Below are 16,072 nucleotides of genomic sequence, written 5' to 3'. Positions count from 1 at the left end.
CCGATAAACATCAAAAATATGGGAGTGTCTTGTGGAAATTGCCTGTCTCGACCTGGAAGGTGTGCTGGTCCCGGAGATCTGGATCGCCTTCGCTGAAAAAACCGGTATTGAGTCCCTCAGGGCGACCACTCGGGACATTCCCGACTACGACGTGTTGATGAAGCAACGGTTGCGCATCCTCGACGAGCACGGCCTCAAACTCTCCGACATCCAGGAAGTCATTGCCACGCTCAAGCCGCTGGACGGCGCCATCGAGTTCGTCGACTGGCTGCGTGAGCGCTTCCAAGTGGTGATTCTTTCCGACACCTTCTACGAGTTTTCCCAACCCTTGATGCGTCAGTTGGGTTTCCCGACCTTGCTCTGCCATCGTCTGATTACCGATGACAGCGGGCGGGTGACCGGCTACCAACTGCGTCAAAAAGATCCCAAGCGGCAGTCGGTCTTGGCCTTCAAGAGCCTGTACTACCGGGTGATTGCGGCGGGGGATTCCTACAATGACACCACGATGCTGGGCGAAGCCGATGCCGGGATTCTGTTCCATGCGCCGGAGAATGTGATCCGCGAGTTCCCGCAATTCCCGGCGGTGCACAGTTTTGCCGAGTTGAAGCAGGAATTCCTCAAGGCTTCGAACCGCAACCTCAGCCTGTAAATACAATCCCCCTGTGGGAGCGGGCTTGCTCGCGAAATCGGTGTGTCAGACAGCATTGATGTCAACTGATACACCGCTTTCGCGAGCAAGCCTGCTCCCACAAGGGGTCATGTGTTGTTTGTGATGTGGTTACAGGTTCTGCAAAGTATCGAGCAACACCCGAACCTTGGTAATCGACTCCTGATACTCCGCCTGCCAATCCGAATCCGCGACAATCCCGCCGCCGCCCCAGCAACACACCTGGCCATCCTTGACCAGCAGGCTGCGGATGGCGATGGAGCTGTCCATTTCCCCGCGCACGTCCAGATATAGCAACGAGCCGCAATACAACCCGCGGCGGGTCGGTTCGAGCTCGTCGATGATCTGCATGGCGCGGATTTTCGGGGCGCCGGTGATCGAACCGCCGGGGAAGCTGCCGGCGATCAGGTCCAGGGCATCCTTCTCATCGGCCAGCTCGCCGGTCACGCTGCTGACCAGGTGATGCACGTTCGGGTAGCTTTCCAGGCTGAACAACTCCGGCACCCGCACTGAGCCGATGCGGCAGGTGCGCCCCAGGTCATTGCGCAGCAGGTCGACGATCATCAGGTTTTCCGCCCGGTCCTTGGGGCTGGCCAGCAGCTCGGCGGCGTGGGCCGCGTCTTCGCCAGGCGTCGTGCCACGGGGGCGGGTGCCCTTGATCGGCCGGGTTTCGACATGGCCTTCGCAGACCTTGACGAAGCGTTCGGGCGACAGACTCAGCACCGCGCCGCCCTCCGGCAGACTCTGGAAACCGGAAAACGGTGTCGGGCAAGCTGCGCGCAGCGCCTGGTAGGCGACCCAGGCGTCGCCTTCGCAGGGCGCGCGAAAACGCTGGGCAAAGTTGACCTGGTAGCAGTCGCCGGCCTGGATATACGCCTGGATACGTTCGAACGCCTGTCGATAGGCCTCGGCGCTGAGGTCGGGTGCCATAGGCCCTTGGAGGCTGAAGACGCCAACGGGGGCTGCAGTCGGCTGGCTGAACAGCGCGATCAGGCGCTGGCGTTCGCCCTCGCCACAATGGGGATGGAACACCAGTTGGCTGGTGCCGGCCTGATGATCGGTGACCAGCGCCCAGTCGTATACGCCGAAACGCGCCTCGGGCAGTTGCAGGTCGTCTTTGGCGTGGGACGGCAGCGCTTCAAGGTGTCGGCCGAAGTCGTAGCTCAAGTAGCCGATCAGGCCGCCAGCGAAGGGCAATTGCACTGTGGGCGGTAGTACGGCGTGCCCCAGCTGTGTCAGCTGAATGCGCAAGCGTTGCAGGAAATCGGCCCCGCTCTCGTCCGACGACACTGCCAGTTGCTCCAGCGGCCACGCGCTGAGCAGATCATAACGCCCGCGCTCGGCACTTGGCCGGCCGCTGTCGAGCATGACACTGCCGGGAGCGTGACGGATCGCCGCGAAATACTCGGCGGGGTTGGCGCGGTAGGGCAGCGGGTGTACGGAGCAGGTTGGCATGGGCAGGGCGGATCAGCCGTTCAGGCGGGGTGGCGATTGTAATCCCTCTGTAGGATTTGCTCCTAGAGGGATGTCGGAGATGAGTAAGTATGGGGCCATCAAAAATATTGGAGTGTGAACACCTTGTGGCGCGGGGATAAATCCCCTCGCCACAAGGTGTTCAGCCTTCAGCCTTCAACCGGCGGAATATGCCCAAACAACGTCTGGGCGAACGCCACGCGTTCTTCCACGGTTTCAACGACGCCCCGGGCCTTGAGTTCTTCCAGGTGGGCTTCCACGGCATGGGTGCGTAGGGTCAGGCCGCAATCGTTAGCGATCTGGATGTTCAGCCCCGGCCGAGCGTTCAGCTCCAGGATCAACGGGCCTTTCTCCTGATCCAGCACCATGTCGACGCCGATGTAGCCCAGCCCGCACAGCTCGTAGCAACCGGCGGCCAGTTTCATGAAACCGTCCCAATAGGGCAACTGCACGCCATCCACCGCGTTGGTGGTGTCGGGGTGTTTGGTGATGATGTTGTTCAGCCAGGTGCCGCGCAGGGTCAGGCCGGTGGCGAGGTCGACGCCCACGCCGATGGCGCCTTGGTGCAGGTTGGCCTTGCCGCCGGACTGGCGGGTCGGCAAGCGCAGCATGGCCATCACCGGATAACCCATCAGCACGATGATGCGAATGTCCGGCACGCCTTCATAGCTGATGCTCTTGAAGATCTGGTCCGGCGTCACGCGGTACTCGATCAGCGCCCGGTCGCGGTGCCCACCCAGGGAATACAGGCCGGTGAGGATGCTGGAGATATGGTGCTCGATCTCCTCATGGCTGATGATCTTGCCGGACACCGTGCGATAGCGGCCCTCGAAGCGGTCGGCAATCACAATGATGCCGTCGCCGCCAGCGCCCTGGGCCGGCTTGATCACGAAATCGGTACGCCCGCCGATGATCGCGTCGAGTTTGTCGATTTCCTTCTCGGTGGAGATCACCCCGTACAGTTCCGGCACGTGAATGCCGGCGGCGATGGCCCGTTCCTTGGTGATGATCTTGTCATCGACGATGGGGTACAGGCTGCGCTTGTTGTACTTGAGCACGTAGTCGGCATTGCGCCGGTTGATGCCCATGATGCCCCGGGCTTCCAGGGCCTTCCAGGTCTTCCAGAGGCCGAACATTACGAGTCAGCCTTGAGGAAGGCCTTGAACCGTACCAGCTCGGTCAGGCGGTAGCCGCGATAGCGACCCATGGCCAGCATGAAACCGACCAGGATCAGCAGGACCGCCGGGAATGTGAACACGAAGTACACCAGCTCCGGCACGCTCATGATCAGGTGCGCCAGGGACGCGGCGAACAAGGTGCCGATGGCGACTTTCATCGCATGGCCGGCGCCGCGTTCTTCCCAGGTGATGGACAGGCGTTCGATGGTCATGGTCAGGATCACCATCGGGAACAGCGCCACCGACAGACCGCGCTCCAGGCCCAGCTTGTGGCTGAACAGGCTGATGGCGGCGATCAGCACCACCACGAACGTCAGTACCACCGAGAGCCTTGGCAACATCTGCAATTTAAGGTGTTCCAGGTACGAACGCAGCGACAGGCCCAGCGCGGTGATCACCGTGAACAGGATGATCCCGAAGCCCAGTTGGGTTTCGCGGAAGGCCAGGGCGATCAGTACCGGGGTAAAGGTCCCCAGGGTCTGCAGGCCGATCAGGTTGCGCAGCACCAGAATCACCAGCACGCCGATCGGGATCATCACCATGATCATGAACGTCTGTTGGGTTTGCAGCGGCAGGCCGTAGAGCGAGTATTCGAGGAAATTGGCGTCAGTGTTCTCGTCGGTCAGCTTGGCCAGGCGAATGGCGTTCATTTCGCTGTTGTTCATGCTGAAGGTGACGGTGGCTTTCTTGCCGCCATCGACGGTGATCAGGTTTTCATCGCCAGTCCACCACAACAAGCGGTCGGTGGGCAGGCCCTGTTCGCCGGTGTCCGGGTTGAAATACAGCCAGTCGGTGCCGTTGAAACTGCGCAGCCACAGTTCAGGTGTCTGCGGTTGGTCGGCCACCAGGCGGATGGTGTGGACCTTTTCCGCCGGTACGTGGGCGATGGACAGCACCAGTTCGACGATTTTTGCTTTGTGCGCCGAGGACGGATCGCCGGCCAACAGCAGCTTGACGTTGTCGTCGTTGAGGTTGTTGACGCGTTTGATGGCTTCGCTGATGAAGGTTTCGACGTCGGCCGAATGCTGGCGGATCGGCGCGAGCAAGGCTTCGGCGGCGAGCTTCTCCGGGCCTTCGACGGCGATGCTGTCGCGGAAGGTCGGGCCCTTGACCTTGGTTTTTTCAGCGCTGTAGCGCTTGGTCAGCACCAGGCGGTAATACAGTGTCTGGTTGCCCTTGGCCCGGCGCGCCGACCACGTCACCTTGCGGTTACCGTCGACCCGGTTCACCGCCACACCGTAGTTGTTGGAAATGAAGCTCTCGTTGAGGCTGACGTAGTCGCGGCTCAGGGGCGGCACGAACATCTGGATCTTCACCGGATCCTTGGCATTGGGCACGAACTCGACCTTGGCGTCGATGTTCCACAAGTCGTCGGTGGCGTCTTCGGTCACCGGAATGCCGAGCACGAAAATCTGATAGGCCGTCACCGACAGGCCCAGCACCACCAGGATGGCGATCAGCATTTTCAGATGGAGGGTAAGGGAGCGCATTGGAATTACTCTGCGGTTTGAGCGGCATTGGCGCAGGCGGGTTTGCCGGCAGCGTATTTAAGACTGGGGTCGACCAGTGCGTCGAAGCGCTTGAGTGCTTCGGAACCGATCAGCAACGGGTATTGGAAGGCGCTACGGTCGGTCAGGTTCACTTCGATGCTGCGCAGGGCCGAGCCCATGCAGATGTCCAGTTCGATGACCGGCCGGGCCGTGTATTTCTTGCCTTCTTCCGGGTCGTAGTCACCGGCGCGGCGTTTGATCTTGCTGACCCGGGCCAGCGGACGTTCGATGGGGTGTGAATGGGCCGCGTCGATGGCCAGGTAAAAGCGTACCCAGGATTCGCCGTTGCGTTTGAAGCGCTTGATGTCGCGGGCGCTGAGCGAAGCGGTCTTGGCGCCGGTGTCGAGCTTGGCGGCGACCTCCAGGTCGATGCCCTGCAGGGCTGCGTATTCATTGAGGCCGTACACGGTTTTTTCACCCGCCACGGCAAGCCCCGGCAGGCACATGAAATAAAGAACAGCAGATAAGGGCTTGAGTGTCATAGATCCTGGTGCGCAGCGTTCCGTTTATCGGTTCAGGCCCTGGCATTACTGCACAAGCTCCTTCGGTAGCCTTCTCTATATAGAAGAGAGCGACAAATAGCGGCGGCATTCTAGCACGGTGGTTTTCTGACGCCACCGCTGGCCGGAGGCTACGACGCATTCAAATGACCAGTTATGGCGGGCGAGCTTATTAGACGATTGTCGACAATATCGATTTTTGTTTTGACGTTATCGCCACTATTGGTTAGTTTTTGCCATATTGATTTTCAAGGTGTCGACAATATGCTCGATCAGGTCGAATCCCCGGTGATGGCGCAGGACGACTCGGAAACCCTTTCCGAGAACGTCTTCCGGCGTATCCAGGCCGCCATCGTCAAGGGTGAAATCGCCCCCGGCAGCAAGATCTCCGAGCCCGAGTTGGCGCGCACCTACGGCATCAGTCGCGGGCCGCTGCGCGAGGCGATCCATCGCCTGGAAGGCCAGCGCCTGCTGGTGCGCGTGCCCCATGTCGGCGCCCGGGTGGTATCCCTGAGCCACGCCGAGTTGCTGGAGCTCTACGAAATCCGTGAGTCCCTCGAAGGCATGGCCTGCCGTTTGGCGGCTGAACGCATGACCCTGGAGGAAATCGACGAACTGCGTCGCGTCCTGGAAACCCACGAGCGCGATGCGGCGTTCCAGGCCGGCGTCGGCTATTACCAGCAGGAAGGCGATTTCGACTTTCACTACCGGATCATCCAGGGCAGCGGCAACCGCACCCTGACGCAAATGCTGTGCGGCGAGCTGTATCAACTGGTGCGCATGTACCGCATCCAGTTCTCCACCACGCCCAACCGTCCGCGCCAGGCCTTTGCCGAGCACCACCGGATTCTAGACGCCATCGCCGACCGTGACGGCGAGTTGGCTGAATTATTGATGCGCCGGCACATCGGCGCCTCCAAACGCAACATTGCGCGTCATTTCCAGGACAGCGCCGCCACTGAACGAGGTGAGTCATGAGTTCCAGCAACAGCACGCCAGGCCAGCGTTTCCGCGATGCGGTCGCCAACGAGCATCCGCTGCAAGTGGTGGGCACGATCAACGCCAACCACGCGCTGCTGGCCAAGCGCGCCGGTTTCAAGGCGATCTACCTGTCGGGCGGTGGCGTGGCGGCCGGTTCCCTGGGCGTGCCGGACCTGGGCATCACCGGCCTGGATGACGTGCTGACCGATGTGCGCCGTATCACCGACGTCTGTGACCTGCCGCTGCTGGTGGATGTGGACACCGGTTTCGGTTCCTCGGCGTTCAACGTGGCTCGCACGGTCAAGTCGATGATCAAGTTCGGCGCGGCGGCCATTCATATCGAAGACCAGGTCGGCGCCAAGCGCTGCGGCCATCGTCCGAACAAAGAGATCGTCTCCCAGCAGGAGATGGTTGACCGCATCAAAGCGGCCGTCGATGCCCGCACCGACGACAGTTTTGTGATCATGGCCCGCACCGACGCCCTGGCCGTGGAGGGCTTGGAGTCGGCCCTGGACCGCGCCGCCGCCTGCATCGAGGCCGGTGCCGACATGATTTTCCCGGAAGCCATCACCGAGCTTGAAATGTACAAGCTGTTCGCCAGCCGCGTGAAAGCGCCGATCCTGGCCAACATCACCGAATTCGGCGCAACGCCGCTGTACACCACCGAACAGTTGGCCGGCGCCGATGTGTCCCTGGTGCTGTACCCGCTGTCGGCCTTCCGCGCCATGAACAAGGCCGCCGAGAACGTCTACACCGCCATCCGCCGCGACGGCACGCAACAGAACGTTATCGACACCATGCAGACGCGCATGGAGCTTTACGATCGCATCGACTACCACACCTTCGAGCAGAAGCTCGATGCGTTGTTCGCGTCGAAGAAGTAAGGCGCGACTCCCTACAACTTGCCGATTCCCTACAAATTCAAAAAATGGAGGCAGCAAATGGCCGAAGCAAAAGTACTCAGTGGCGCCGGGCTCCGTGGCCAGGTGGCCGGGCAAACCGCGTTGTCCACCGTGGGCCAGTCGGGCGCGGGCCTGACCTATCGTGGCTACGACGTTCGTGACCTGGCGGCGGACGCGCAGTTTGAAGAAGTCGCCTACCTGCTGCTGTACGGCGAGCTGCCGACCCAGGCCCAGTTGGATGCCTATACGCGCAAACTGAGCCAACTGCGGGACTTGCCCCAAGCCTTGAAAGAAGTGCTGGAGCGCATTCCCGCCGACGCCCATCCGATGGATGTGATGCGCACGGGCTGCTCGTTTTTGGGCAACCTGGAGCCCGAGAAAGACTTTTCCGAACAGCACGACAAGACCGACCGCCTGCTGGCCGCCTTCCCGGCGATCATGTGCTACTGGTATCGCTTCAGCCACGAAGGCCAGCGCATCGAATGCGTGACCGACGAAACCTCCATCGGCGGCCATTTCCTGCATCTGCTGCATGGCAAGAAGCCGAGCGAGTTGCACGTCAAGGTGATGAACGTCTCGCTGATTCTCTATGCCGAGCACGAATTCAACGCCTCGACTTTCACCGCGCGGGTCTGTGCCTCGACCTTGTCGGACCTGTTTTCCTGCATCACCGCCGCCATCGGCTCGCTGCGCGGCCCGTTGCATGGCGGCGCCAACGAAGCGGCAATGGAAATGATCGAGCGTTTCAGCTCGCCGCAGGAAGCCATCGAAGGCACCCTCGGCATGCTCGCGCGCAAAGACAAGATCATGGGCTTCGGCCATGCGATCTATAAGGACAACGACCCGCGCAACGAGGTGATCAAGGGCTGGTCGAAGAAACTCGCCGACGAAGTGGGCGACACGGTGCTGTTCCCGGTCTCCGAGGCCATCGACAAGACCATGTGGGAGCAGAAAAAACTGTTCCCCAACGCCGATTTCTACCACGCCTCGGCGTACCACTTCATGGGCATCCCGACCAAGTTGTTCACGCCGATCTTCGTTTGCTCGCGCCTGACCGGCTGGGCCGCCCACGTGTACGAACAACGCGCCAACAACCGCATCATCCGACCGAGCGCCGAATACACCGGCGTCGAACAGCGCAAGTTCGTGCCAATCGAACAACGCTGAGCTGGAGGGCGCTGACGCTGCAACTGAAGGAATCTAAAACCCCTTGTGGGAGCGGGCTTGCTCGCGAATGCGAACTGACATCCAACATTGATGCCGACTGATACACCGCCTTCGCGAGCAAGCCCGCTCCCACAGTGGACCGAGTTCACTTCAGTAGCTGCGCCAGCCCCTTCTGAAACCACCGTGACCCGAGTCCTGACGATGAACACAGAATTTCGCAAACCGCTGCCCGGCACTTCGCTGGATTATTTCGACGTTCGCGGGGCCGTGGAGGCCATTCGGCCCGGCGCCTACGACGGTCTGCCGTACACCTCCCGGGTGCTGGCGGAAAACCTCGTGCGACGTTGCGACCCGGCCACACTGGGCGAGTCGCTGCTGCAACTGATCGAACGCAAGCGCGATCTGGATTTCCCGTGGTTCCCGGCCCGGGTGGTCTGCCATGACATCCTCGGCCAGACCGCCCTGGTGGACCTGGCCGGCCTGCGCGACGCCATCGCCGTGCAAGGCGGTGACCCGGCGCAGGTCAATCCGGTGGTGCCGACCCAATTGATCGTCGACCATTCCCTGGCAGTGGAAAGCGGCGGTTCCGATCCTCAGGCGTTCGCCAAGAACCGCGCCATCGAAGACCGGCGCAACGAAGATCGCTTTCACTTCATCAACTGGACCAAGAAAGCCTTCAAGAACGTTGATGTGATTCCGCCGGGCAACGGGATCATGCACCAAATCAACCTGGAAAAAATGTCCCCGGTGATCCAGCAGCGTGACGGCGTGGCATTCCCCGATACCTGCGTGGGCACCGACAGTCACACGCCCCACGTCGATGCCCTCGGCGTGATCGCCATTGGCGTCGGAGGCCTGGAAGCCGAAAGCGTCATGCTCGGTCGCGCCTCGTGGATGCGTCTGCCGGAAATCATCGGCGTCGAGTTGACCGGCAAACTGCAACCGGGCATCACCGCCACCGACATGGTGCTGGCGCTGACTGAATTCCTGCGCAAGCAAAAAGTCGTTGGCGCCTGGCTGGAGTTCTTCGGCGAAGGCGCCAGTGCCCTGACCTTGGGCGATCGCGCGACCATTTCCAACATGGCTCCGGAATACGGCGCCACGGCGGCGATGTTCTACATCGACCAGCAAACCATCGATTACCTGAAACTCACGGGTCGCGAAGACCAGCAGGTGCAACTGGTCGAGACCTACGCCAAGCAGGCCGGCCTGTGGGCCGACAGCCTCAAAGGCGCGCAATACGAGCGTGGCCTGACCTTCGACCTGTCCTCGGTGGTGCGCAACATGGCAGGCCCGAGCAACCCTCACGCCCGCGTGGCGGTTGCGGATCTGGCCGCCAAAGGTATCTCCGGTCAGTGGGACGATGTGCCTGGGCAGATGCCCGACGGCGCAGTGATCATCGCCGCCATCACCAGTTGCACCAACACCAGCAACCCGCGCAACGTGATCGCTGCCGGCCTGCTGGCGCGCAACGCCAACCGCCTGGGCCTGGCCCGCAAGCCTTGGGTCAAGTCGTCCTTGGCGCCCGGTTCGAAAACCGTGGCGCTGTACCTGGATGAAGCGGGCCTGACGTCCGAGCTCGAGAAGCTGGGCTTCGGTGTGGTGGCGTTCGCCTGCACGACCTGCAATGGCATGTCCGGTGCGCTGGACCCGGTGATCCAACAGGAAATCATCGACCGCGACCTGTACGCCACCGCTGTGTTGTCGGGTAACCGCAACTTCGACGGGCGCATCCACCCGTATGCCAAACAGGCGTTCCTCGCCTCGCCGCCGCTGGTGGTCGCTTATGCCATCGCCGGGACCATCCGCTTCGACATCGAGAAGGATGTGCTGGGCGTGGTGGACGGTCGGGAAATACGCCTCAAGGATATCTGGCCGAGCGACGAAGAAATCGATGCGGTGGTCAAGGCCTCGGTGAAGCCGGAGCAGTTCCGCCAGGTGTACATCCCGATGTTCGCCATCCAGGAAGACACCGGGCCGAAAGTCACGCCGCTGTACGACTGGCGCCCACAAAGCACCTACATCCGTCGTCCGCCGTACTGGGAAGGCGCGCTGGCCGGTGCGCGGCCGCTCAAGGGCATGCGCCCGCTGGCGGTGCTGCCGGACAACATCACCACCGATCACCTGTCGCCGTCCAACGCCATCATGCTCGACAGCGCCGCCGGCGAATACCTGGCGAAAATGGGCCTGCCGGAGGAGGACTTCAACTCCTACGCCACCCACCGCGGCGACCACCTGACCGCGCAACGCGCGACCTTTGCCAACCCGAAACTGTTCAATGAAATGGTCCAGGAAAACGGCAAGGTCAAGCAGGGCTCCCTGGCCCGGGTCGAGCCGGAAGGCAAGGTCATGCGCATGTGGGAAGCCATCGAAACCTACATGCAGCGCAAGCAGCCGCTGATCATCATTGCCGGTGCCGACTATGGCCAGGGGTCGTCCCGAGACTGGGCGGCCAAGGGTGTACGCCTGGCCGGTGTCGAGGCGATTGCCGCCGAGGGTTTCGAGCGCATCCACCGCACCAACCTGGTGGGAATGGGCGTGTTGCCGCTGGAGTTCAAGCCCGGCACCGACCGCAAGACCCTGGGCATCGACGGCAGCGAAATCTATGACGTGATCGGCGAGCGCACCCCGCGGGCGACGCTGACGTTGGTCATCACTCGCAAGAACGGCGAGCGCGTCGAAGTGCCGGTGACCTGCCGCCTCGATACCGCTGAAGAAGTGTCAATCTACGAAGCCGGTGGCGTGCTGCAGCGTTTTGCCCAGGACTTCCTTGAATCGGCGGTTGCCGTCTAAATCACAGCTGCGGACACCTTGCGTGTCCGCTTGAGGAGCATCATGGCTCACGCACCGCAAATCAGAATACCCGCCACTTACATGCGTGGCGGCACCAGCAAAGGCGTGTTCTTCAGCTTGCAGGACCTGCCCGAAGTGGCTCGCGTCCCAGGCCCGGCCCGGGATGCCTTGCTGCTGCGGGTGATCGGCAGCCCCGATCCATATGAGAAGCAGATCGATGGCATGGGCGGCGCGACGTCCAGTACCAGCAAGACTGTAATCCTGTCCAAGAGCACCCGGGCCGACCACGACGTCGATTACCTGTTCGGCCAGGTGTCCATCGATAAGCCATTCGTGGATTGGAGTGGCAATTGCGGCAACCTGTCGGCGGCGGTCGGTTCATTCGCCATCAGCAGTGGTTTGGTGGACGCCGCTCGCATCCCACAAAATGGCGTGGCCGTGGTGCGGATCTGGCAAGCCAACATCAGCAAGACCATCATCGCCCATGTGCCGATCACCGACGGCGCGGTGCAGGAAACCGGTGATTTTGAACTCGACGGCGTGACCTTTCCGGCGGCCGAAGTGCAACTGGAGTTCATGGACCCAGCGGCAGAAGAAGAGGGCGGTGGCGGCTCGATGTTTCCCACCGGCAACCTGGTGGACGACCTCGAGGTGCCGGGTGTGGGCACCTTCAAGGCGACCCTGATCAACGCCGGGATCCCGACGATTTTCATCAATGCCCGGGACGTCGGTTATACCGGTACTGAGTTACAGGGTGCTATCAACGGCGATCCCAAGGCGTTGGCCATGTTCGAGACCATCCGTGCCCACGGCGCCTTGCGCATGGGCTTGATCAAGCACCTGGACGAAGCGGCCCAGCGCCAGCACACGCCGAAAGTGGCGTTTGTCGCACCGCCGGCGGATTACATTTCATCCAGCGGAAAAGCTGTGGCGAGCGGGGACGTCGATTTGCTGGTACGCGCCCTGTCCATGGGCAAACTGCACCACGCCATGATGGGCACCGCGGCGGTCGCCATCGGCACGGCCGCAGCAATTTCCGGCACTTTGGTGAACCTGGCGGCGGGCGGTATCGAACGCAACGCCGTACGTTTCGGCCACCCGTCCGGCACCCTGCGCGTCGGCGCCGAGGCCAGCCAGGTCGATGGCGAATGGACCGTGAACAAAGCCATCATGAGCCGCAGCGCGCGGGTGTTGATGGAAGGGTTTGTGCGGGTGCCGGGGGATGTCCTGAACTGACATAACTACCTGTGGGAGCGGGCTTGCTCGCGATGAGGCCGGTACAGTCAGCATTGATGTCGCCTGACACACCGCTTTCGCGAGCAAGCCCGCTCCCACAGTGGAACGCATTCCTGCCGTCAGCCCCCTGTCAGCGTTGCGATGACCAGCCCCACATTATTTTCCAGCTCCGCCACGGGGTCAGCGGAGTCGGTGCTCAGCACCAGTAGCCGGCTGCCGCCCTCGCTGATGGCCGCCTTCACGGCATCCGAAGGCTGGCGATGATGCAGCACCAGCGCCACGTCGTTGTCTTTCAAGGTGGCGGTCAATTGCTTGAGGGCTTCGGCTGTCCAGTCGGCGTCGGGGCGGGCATCGGTGCTGATGCCGTCGAGGTTGAGCCCACTGATCAAATAACCCAAGTGCTCGCTCAGGCTGACCACGCTCAGATTGTCGGCACTGGCGAGCTGTTTTTCGCTGTCGGCGCTGAGTTTGAGCAGGCGTTGCTTGAGGGTCGCCAGGTTGGCGTCGATCTTCGGTTTGGCCGCCGGAGCCAGGCGCACCAGGTCGGCGGCGATCACATCGGCCATGCGTCCCAGGTTATGGCTGGCCATCCACGGCTGGCTCGCCAGGCCGTCGGCCATGCCCGGTTGCACGGCGATACCGGGCAGGGCGCCGTCTACCGGGCGGGCGGCGTCGACTTCGACGATGCGAATATTGCTGCGGCGGGCCATGGGGTACAACGGATCGTCCGGCCACAGCGAACGCAGGCCGATCACCCCGTCGGCCTCGCTGGCCAGTTTGCTCAATGTCGGCGCACCACGACCGCTGAAGTAGGCGCTCTGGCGGGTGCCGGGCAGATTCGCGGGCGCGGCCCGTTCCAGGCTGACGTCGGTGCCCTTGAGCAAGGCTTCGCTTAATCCGTAGGTGACCGGCAGCGATGCCAGCAGACGCACTTTTTCGCTGGCAAATGACGAGGTGATGGCCACGCTGCACAGCGCTACGGCCAGGGTCAGTTGTCGTAATGAAAAAACCATTTATCCAAGATTCCCTTTGAGGCTGGGGACGACGCCACGGGCGATGGCGCTCAGGGCGAAAGCGATGCCGGCTACCAGGATGATCGCGGCGCCGGACGGGATCGGCAGGTCGAACACAATTGGCGCGAGAATCCCGCACAAGGTGCTGACAGTGGCGATCAGCACTGAACACCAGAAAAAGCCTTTCAGCGATTGGCTGAGCAGGCGCGCCGCTGCTGCTGGAATCACCAGCAGCGCCCCCACCAGAATCGCCCCGATGACTTTCACCGCCGCCACGGTGATCAACGTCACCAGCACCACGAACAAATAATCCAGGGTCTTGACCGCCACCCCGCGTACCGCCGCCAGTTGCGGATTGAAGCTGGCGAGCATGATGCGGTTATAGAGCGGCAAGGCCAGGGCCATGACCAATGAGCCGACCACGGCCAGCACCAGCAGGTCATTGCCATTGACCGTCAGTACCGATCCAAACAGGACGTTCTCCAGAATGTGCACGTTGATCTTGCCCGCCAGGATCAGCAGCAGGCTCGCGCCCAGGGCCAGGGACACCGAGAGGAAGACGCCGATCAGCGTGTCCGGCGCCAGGCCGGTACGGTTGCGCAGGTAATTGAGCAGGATGCCGAACAGCAGGCAGTAACCGAACAGGCTGCCGTAAGGCCCGGTGTAGGGTTCGCCGAGCAGGATGCCGACCGCCACGCCGGTCAGCGCCGCATGGCCCACCGCCTCGGAGAAAAACGCGAAGCGCTTGACCACCACCAGCGTGCCGAGACCGCCCAGCACCGGGCCGATCAACAGCCCGGCCAGCAACGCATTGACCACAAACCCGTAGGCCAGCGCCTCGGGCAAGTAACCGGACGAGGCCCAACCCTGGACCATCAAGCGAAAGGCTTCATAACTCATCAGGCAGCGCTCCCATTCGTGCGTGGATGGGTGGAAAACAGCGTCAGCAAGCGCTCTGGGGTCAGGGTTTGGCGTGGCGGGCCGTCGAACAGCACTCGGCGGTTCAGGCCGGTGACACGGTCGGCCAGGCGCCCGACGGCTTCCAGGTCATGTTCGATCCACAGCACGGTGATGCCGGCCTGACGCCAGTCCTGCAGCAACCGTTCGAACACCTGGATGCCGGCCTCATCCAGCGCCGACATCGGCTCATCCAGCACCAGCAACTGCGGCGACGGAATCAGCCCCTGGGCCAGCAACACCCGCTGGCGCTCGCCGCCGGACAGCGCGCCCATGCGCCGCTTGCGTTTGTCCTGCATGCCCACCCGCTCCAAGGCTTGGCCGATGGCGCCGGCGTAATGCTTGCTCAGGCCGAGGAAGGCTGGGCGCCGCTGACACATCGCCGCCATGAAATCATCCACGGTCATGGGCAGGCCTCGGTCGAACTCCAGCGCCTGGGGCACATAGCCGATGACACCGGGTTCACCCGGCCATTGCAGGCTCAGGCGTCCCTGGTGCGGCATCTGTCCGAGCAAGGTCTTGATCAACGAACTCTTGCCGCCGCCGTTGGGGCCCACCAGGGCATGGATGCTGCCGGGCTGCACCTGAAACCCCACATTGTCGAGGATCGTGGTGCGGCCCAGGTTCAGGCTGACATCGGCGAACTCAATCAATGGCCCAGCGCATTGCAGAGTGAGGGTTTCCTGGATGGTCATGCGCCGGACTCCTGGATCGCCCGGACCACGGTGTCGAGGTTGCCGGCCATTTCCTTTTCATACTTCTCGGCGCTGTAGTCGCCGTAGGAAATGTGCGAGAGCGGGTACAGCTTCACCCCCGATTCACGCTGGATGGTGTCGACGTAGGTGGACGGAAAATCCATTTCCGAGAAGATCACTTTCACGTCCAGCTCGCGCAATTGGTCGATGGTTTTCTTCAGCTGGCTGGGGCTCGGCTCAATGCCGTGGGCGGGCTCGACCACGGCGGTCACTTCCAAGCCGAATTCGCGCAACAGGTAGTCGTAGGCAGCATGCACCGTGGCGACCCGCAGTTCGGCATTGGGTGCCTGGGTCAGCTTCGCCAGGGCGGCGGCACGCATCTGCCGCAGGCGCTTGCCGTAGGCGCGGGCGTTCTGGGTGTAGGTCTTGGCGTTGTCCGGGTCGAGCTTGCCCAGCTCCCGGGCGATGTTATTGACCTGGGCAATGGAGGCGCTGATAGACAGGAACGTGTGCGGGTTCACGACCTTGCCTGCGCCTCGGGCCGCCGTGCCGGTGGCGGCGAGCAGCGGCACGTTCTCGTTGGCCTCGATCACTTTCACGTTCGGGGTTTCGCTGGCGGCGATCATGCGGTCGGCGAAGTCGTCGTGACCCACGCCGTTGAGCACGATCACGTCGAGTCCGCCGATGCGCTTGATGTCCTCGGCCCGTGGTTCGTAGGCATGGGGGTTGAAACCGGCCGGGATCAGCGGCACGACCTCGGCCTTGTCGCCGACGATGTTCGCCACGTAGCTGTAATAGGGGTGCAGGGTGATGCCGATGCGCAGGCGCTTGGCTGTTTCGGCGCTGGCCTGCGAGGTGAACAGGCAGGCCAGCAGGCCGATCAACAGCAGGCGCAGCAAGGGGCGGCGTTGAGATGCAATAGGCATGGGCGAAGGGTCTTCTCTCGAATAAGGGCGTGGG

General features: G+C 62.3%; 14 protein-coding genes. 6 read left to right on the top strand and 8 right to left on the bottom strand.

Features of this window, described 5'->3' with window-relative positions; translation table 11 throughout:
* The first annotated feature begins 31 nt into the window (after positions 1 to 31).
* Complete coding sequence (gene thrH / locus ACWNZ1_RS28630) at positions 32 to 649, top strand: bifunctional phosphoserine phosphatase/homoserine phosphotransferase ThrH (protein WP_135846397.1); 618 nt, start codon at positions 32 to 34, stop codon at positions 647 to 649.
* A gap of 129 nt (positions 650 to 778) precedes the next feature.
* On the opposite strand, the gene pabB is transcribed toward thrH, so the two are convergent.
* From pabB to rloA, 4 genes are all read right to left on the bottom strand, one after another.
* Entirely contained in the window at positions 779 to 2,122 is a 1,344-nt protein-coding gene (gene pabB, locus ACWNZ1_RS28625; RefSeq protein WP_135846396.1) for an aminodeoxychorismate synthase component I, read from the bottom strand.
* A 167-nt stretch (positions 2,123 to 2,289) separates the two neighbouring features.
* Positions 2,290 to 3,276 (bottom strand): alpha-L-glutamate ligase-like protein, encoded by a 987-nt coding sequence (locus ACWNZ1_RS28620; protein ID WP_135846395.1) that lies wholly within the window; start codon positions 3,274 to 3,276, stop codon positions 2,290 to 2,292.
* Complete coding sequence (rloB, locus tag ACWNZ1_RS28615) at positions 3,276 to 4,808, bottom strand: osmotic stress tolerance membrane protein RloB (RefSeq protein WP_256453508.1); 1,533 nt, start codon at positions 4,806 to 4,808, stop codon at positions 3,276 to 3,278. The genes ACWNZ1_RS28620 and rloB overlap by 1 nt, the downstream gene beginning before the upstream one ends.
* 5 nt (positions 4,809 to 4,813) lie before the next feature.
* The gene (gene rloA / locus ACWNZ1_RS28610) at positions 4,814 to 5,350 is read right to left on the bottom strand and encodes a retropepsin-like aspartic peptidase RloA (protein WP_025214775.1); all 537 of its coding nucleotides are present in this window, start codon (positions 5,348 to 5,350) and stop codon (positions 4,814 to 4,816) included.
* A 282-nt stretch (positions 5,351 to 5,632) separates the two neighbouring features.
* Here rloA and ACWNZ1_RS28605 point away from each other — a divergent pair, with 282 nt between their 5' ends.
* From ACWNZ1_RS28605 to prpF, 5 genes are all read left to right on the top strand, one after another.
* A complete protein-coding gene (locus tag ACWNZ1_RS28605) occupies positions 5,633 to 6,346 on the top strand; it encodes a GntR family transcriptional regulator (protein ID WP_135846393.1) in 714 nt (237 codons plus the stop codon).
* Entirely contained in the window at positions 6,343 to 7,233 is an 891-nt protein-coding gene (gene prpB / locus ACWNZ1_RS28600; RefSeq protein WP_135846392.1) for a methylisocitrate lyase, read from the top strand. The genes ACWNZ1_RS28605 and prpB overlap by 4 nt, the downstream gene beginning before the upstream one ends.
* 57 nt (positions 7,234 to 7,290) lie before the next feature.
* Positions 7,291 to 8,418, top strand: coding sequence for a bifunctional 2-methylcitrate synthase/citrate synthase (prpC, locus tag ACWNZ1_RS28595; protein WP_135846391.1), 1,128 nt, complete (start codon positions 7,291 to 7,293; stop codon positions 8,416 to 8,418).
* Positions 8,419 to 8,619: 201 nt separating this feature from the next.
* A complete protein-coding gene (gene acnD / locus ACWNZ1_RS28590; protein ID WP_280944249.1) occupies positions 8,620 to 11,211 on the top strand; it encodes a Fe/S-dependent 2-methylisocitrate dehydratase AcnD in 2,592 nt (863 codons plus the stop codon).
* Positions 11,212 to 11,253: 42 nt separating this feature from the next.
* Positions 11,254 to 12,447, top strand: coding sequence for a 2-methylaconitate cis-trans isomerase PrpF (gene prpF, locus ACWNZ1_RS28585; protein ID WP_135846389.1), 1,194 nt, complete (start codon positions 11,254 to 11,256; stop codon positions 12,445 to 12,447).
* A gap of 119 nt (positions 12,448 to 12,566) precedes the next feature.
* On the opposite strand, the gene ACWNZ1_RS28580 is transcribed toward prpF, so the two are convergent.
* From ACWNZ1_RS28580 to ACWNZ1_RS28565, 4 genes are read right to left on the bottom strand one after another with little or no spacing between them, the layout of a single operon-like run.
* Positions 12,567 to 13,460, bottom strand: a complete 894-nt coding sequence (locus tag ACWNZ1_RS28580; protein ID WP_456028012.1) for a metal ABC transporter solute-binding protein, Zn/Mn family — start codon at positions 13,458 to 13,460, stop codon at positions 12,567 to 12,569.
* Positions 13,461 to 14,360 carry a metal ABC transporter permease gene (locus tag ACWNZ1_RS28575; RefSeq protein ID WP_135846387.1) on the bottom strand — a complete coding sequence of 300 codons (900 nt, stop codon included), beginning with the start codon at positions 14,358 to 14,360 and terminating at the stop codon, positions 13,461 to 13,463.
* Positions 14,360 to 15,112, bottom strand: coding sequence for a metal ABC transporter ATP-binding protein (locus ACWNZ1_RS28570; protein ID WP_256453505.1), 753 nt, complete (start codon positions 15,110 to 15,112; stop codon positions 14,360 to 14,362). The genes ACWNZ1_RS28575 and ACWNZ1_RS28570 overlap by 1 nt, the downstream gene beginning before the upstream one ends.
* Positions 15,109 to 16,038 carry a metal ABC transporter substrate-binding protein gene (locus ACWNZ1_RS28565; protein WP_265072270.1) on the bottom strand — a complete coding sequence of 310 codons (930 nt, stop codon included), beginning with the start codon at positions 16,036 to 16,038 and terminating at the stop codon, positions 15,109 to 15,111. Before ACWNZ1_RS28565 ends, ACWNZ1_RS28570 begins: the two co-directional genes overlap by 4 nt.
* Positions 16,039 to 16,072 lie beyond the last annotated feature (34 nt).

The sequence above is a fragment of the Pseudomonas sp. CFBP 5748 genome (genome assembly GCF_053850495.1).
Note: the sequence above shows the minus strand (reverse complement) of the source record. Positions and strands in the feature narration are given on the sequence as shown.

Excerpts from the sequence above, each read along its gene's own strand:
- ACWNZ1_RS28570 (WP_256453505.1), bottom strand. The coding sequence starts at position 15,112 with ATGACCATCCAGGAAACCCTCACTCTGCAATGCGCTGGGCCATTGATT.
- ACWNZ1_RS28605 (WP_135846393.1), top strand. The coding sequence starts at position 5,633 with ATGCTCGATCAGGTCGAATCCCCGGTGATGGCGCAGGACGACTCGGAA.
- rloB (WP_256453508.1), bottom strand. The coding sequence starts at position 4,808 with ATGCGCTCCCTTACCCTCCATCTGAAAATGCTGATCGCCATCCTGGTG.
- prpB (WP_135846392.1), top strand. The coding sequence starts at position 6,343 with ATGAGTTCCAGCAACAGCACGCCAGGCCAGCGTTTCCGCGATGCGGTC.
- pabB (WP_135846396.1), bottom strand. The coding sequence starts at position 2,122 with ATGCCAACCTGCTCCGTACACCCGCTGCCCTACCGCGCCAACCCCGCC.
- ACWNZ1_RS28565 (WP_265072270.1), bottom strand. The coding sequence starts at position 16,038 with ATGCCTATTGCATCTCAACGCCGCCCCTTGCTGCGCCTGCTGTTGATC.
- prpC (WP_135846391.1), top strand. The coding sequence starts at position 7,291 with ATGGCCGAAGCAAAAGTACTCAGTGGCGCCGGGCTCCGTGGCCAGGTG.
- acnD (WP_280944249.1), top strand. The coding sequence starts at position 8,620 with ATGAACACAGAATTTCGCAAACCGCTGCCCGGCACTTCGCTGGATTAT.
- ACWNZ1_RS28575 (WP_135846387.1), bottom strand. The coding sequence starts at position 14,360 with ATGAGTTATGAAGCCTTTCGCTTGATGGTCCAGGGTTGGGCCTCGTCC.
- ACWNZ1_RS28580 (WP_456028012.1), bottom strand. The coding sequence starts at position 13,460 with ATGGTTTTTTCATTACGACAACTGACCCTGGCCGTAGCGCTGTGCAGC.
- ACWNZ1_RS28620 (WP_135846395.1), bottom strand. The coding sequence starts at position 3,276 with ATGTTCGGCCTCTGGAAGACCTGGAAGGCCCTGGAAGCCCGGGGCATC.
- prpF (WP_135846389.1), top strand. The coding sequence starts at position 11,254 with ATGGCTCACGCACCGCAAATCAGAATACCCGCCACTTACATGCGTGGC.
- rloA (WP_025214775.1), bottom strand. The coding sequence starts at position 5,350 with ATGACACTCAAGCCCTTATCTGCTGTTCTTTATTTCATGTGCCTGCCG.